At 61.0% G+C, this 2,615-nt stretch carries 4 protein-coding genes; all 4 read left to right on the top strand.

Annotated features, from left to right (window positions below):
• Positions 1–341, top strand: a 341-nt coding sequence (locus ACIQ47_RS16175) for an efflux RND transporter permease subunit (RefSeq protein WP_396439054.1), incomplete at its 5' end; no start/stop codon positions are given.
• A 32-nt stretch (positions 342–373) separates the two neighbouring features.
• On the top strand, positions 374–580 hold the full coding sequence (locus tag ACIQ47_RS16180) for a DUF2892 domain-containing protein (RefSeq protein WP_396439055.1): 207 nt from the start codon (positions 374–376) through the stop codon (positions 578–580).
• A gap of 18 nt (positions 581–598) precedes the next feature.
• Entirely contained in the window at positions 599–1,984 is a 1,386-nt protein-coding gene (locus tag ACIQ47_RS16185) for a TolC family protein (protein ID WP_396439056.1), read from the top strand.
• Between the two features lie 30 nt (positions 1,985–2,014).
• Positions 2,015–2,395 carry a rhodanese-like domain-containing protein gene (locus tag ACIQ47_RS16190; protein WP_396439057.1) on the top strand — a complete coding sequence of 127 codons (381 nt, stop codon included), beginning with the start codon at positions 2,015–2,017 and terminating at the stop codon, positions 2,393–2,395.
• Positions 2,396–2,615 lie beyond the last annotated feature (220 nt).

Below are 2,615 nucleotides of genomic sequence, written 5' to 3' on the forward strand. Positions count from 1 at the left end.
TGCTGAACGCGCAGTACACCGCCACCAGCATGATCGGCATGATCGCGCTGGCGGGCATCATCGTGCGCAACTCGATCTTGCTGGTGGACTTCATCAACCTGCAGGTGCAAGGCGGCATGGACTTCAAGCGGGCGATTGTGCAGTCGGCCATCACCCGCGCCCAGCCCATCATGCTCACGGGCCTGGCGGCCATGATCGGTGCCTTTTTCATTGTGGACGACCCGATCTTCAATGGCTTGGCCATCTCGCTGATCTTCGGCATTTTTGTGTCCACCGCGCTGACGCTGGTTGTCATCCCGACTTTGTATTACGTGGCGTACCGCAAGAAGTACGGCGCTTGAATTTTTTCTTTCATCAACTGGAGTAAATCACCATGAAATCTTGGCAAATCGTTCGTTTGGTCGCTGGCACCTTTGTGCTGTTGTCTTTGGCTTTGGGCGTGCAAGGCAGCCCGATTTTTGTGAGCGAGTGGTGGTTGGCCTTCACCGCCTTTGTGGGGGCCAACCTGCTGCAAAGCGCCCTCACCAAGTGGTGCCTGATGGAGTCCATCCTCGGCAAGCTGGGCGTTGAGCGCGGCTGATCAGAAAGCCAGCGCGCCATGACCCCGTCACGATTGAACCTCAAACGCCTGAGCGGCGCACTGTTGGTCGCTGCGCTCTTCGTCCCTTCGGCGCAGGCGCTGGACCTGCTGCAAGCCTGGGAGCAGGCACGCCAGCACGACCCGCAGATGCAGGTGGTGCAAGCCACCCGCTCTTCGGTGCAAGCCTACGAAGCGCAGGCCCAATCGCTGTGGCGACCTGTCGTGATGGGCAGCGCCACGGTGGGGGCCATGTCAGCTGAGACCCGTACCACAGGTGCGCAGTTTGCAGTCGGTGGTCAGCCGCCGATGCCCGGCAGTTTTGCCACCTCGGCCAGCGCAGCGTTGTCCACCCGCTGGTCCGTGCAAGCCAAGCAAGCCCTGTACAGCCCTGAACGCCAAGCCCAGCAAGCGCAGCTGCAGCAAGCCGCTGGCGTGGCCGAATGGCGCGCCGATCTGGCCCAGCAGCAATTCATGCTGCTCACGGTGCAGCGGTATTTCAATGTGTTGCTGGCCGAGCGCCAGCTGCAAGTTTTGAAAAGCCAACACGCTGCCGTGCAGCGCTCGCTGACCGAAGCCCAAGATCGTTTTGCCATTGGTGATTTGCCGGTGACCGACACCCACGAAGCCGCTGCCCGTGCCTCGGGCTTGCAAGCGCAGTGGCTGTCCGCTGACAGCGAGTTGCAAATGGCCCGCCAAGTGTTGGCCGAATCCACCCGATTGCCTGCCGAGACTCTAAAACCCTTGACGCCCAAAGCCGCTGAGTCTGCGGCCGCATCGCCGCCTTTGGACCAGGTGCTGACCCAAGTGCGCGAAGCCAATACCGGTTTGCGCCTGAAAAAAGCCCAGTGGGACGTGGCCCGGCACGAGGTGAAAAAGCACCAAGCCCGCGGTGGCGTCACGCTCGACCTGGTGGCCCAGGCGGGTCGTGACCGCCTGAGTGGCGACGGCGACTTTGGCCCAGCGGGCAACACGCAAAGTCAGCAGATGCTGGGCCTCAGCCTGAACGTGCCCTTGTACACCGGCGGTTACCGCAGCGCCAAACTGCAAGAGGCCGTGAGCGCGCAAGCGCAGGCCGAGGCCGAATACGAGTTGGCCGTGCACCAAACCCAGCAGCAAGCCCGCTCGGTGTGGTTGGCTTTGCAAACCGGGCCTGCCCGTTTGTCGGCCCTGCAAGCCGCATGGAAAGCCAGCACCGCCAGACTGGACGCCACGCGTTTGGGTCGCCAAGTGGGTGACCGCACCACCTTGGACTTGCTGCAAGCCCAAAACGACGCGGCCCAGTCCGAACTGGCCTGGCTGCGTGCGCAGACCGAGCTGCTGCAGACCCGCTTGCAACTGGACGCTTTGACCGGTAGCCTCTCTGTGCAAAGCTTGCAGGGCCTGAATGCCCAGTTGGAACCCTGATACCCCTTGTTTGAACCTGAAGGAGACACCATGAAAACAGCCCACGATCTGGTCCTGCAAGCCAAGGCCCATGTCCGCGAGATCGCCTTGCAAGACGCCGATGAAGCCATTCGCCAAGCCGATGTGTTGATCGATGTGCGTGAAGCCGACGAATTTGCTGCGGGCCACCTGCCCGGTGCGGTATTGATGCCCCGGGGCCTGCTGGAGTTCAAGCTCAGCGGCACGCCCGCCTTGTCAGGCCGCGACCTGAAGGTGGTGCTTTATTGCAAGACCAGCGGCCGCGCCGCTCTGTCCGCGCAAACCATGCAGAGCATGGGTTACCTCCAAGTCAGCTCGGTGGCTGGGGGCTATGACGCTTGGGTCGCAGCGGGCAAGCAGGTTGTCAAACCGGAGCAACCGGCCTTTGATTGAGTCCTATGGCCGCGTTTTGGGGATGGCTTTGGGGCGGTGTGCTGCGGGAGCTCAGTAAAATCCATGAGATGAAAGTTGAGCGGTTTTGCACAGAGCCGTCTTGATTTAGGTTAAATTAGCGTTTGGTTATATTCAAAACCCTTCACACGGAGCTCTCATGAAACTGATTTTTGCTGCTGTTGCCGTCTCTGCCCTGATGTCAGCCCCTGCATTCGCCAAC

It is taken from the genome of Limnohabitans sp. (genome assembly GCF_044373035.1).
Taxonomy (GTDB): Bacteria; Pseudomonadota; Gammaproteobacteria; order Burkholderiales; family Burkholderiaceae_C; genus Limnohabitans_A.

Coding starts and splice junctions, on each gene's coding strand:
- ACIQ47_RS16180 (WP_396439055.1), top strand. CDS start 374: ATGAAATCTTGGCAAATCGTTCGTTTGGTCGCTGGCACCTTTGTGCTG.
- ACIQ47_RS16185 (WP_396439056.1), top strand. CDS start 599: ATGACCCCGTCACGATTGAACCTCAAACGCCTGAGCGGCGCACTGTTG.
- ACIQ47_RS16190 (WP_396439057.1), top strand. CDS start 2,015: ATGAAAACAGCCCACGATCTGGTCCTGCAAGCCAAGGCCCATGTCCGC.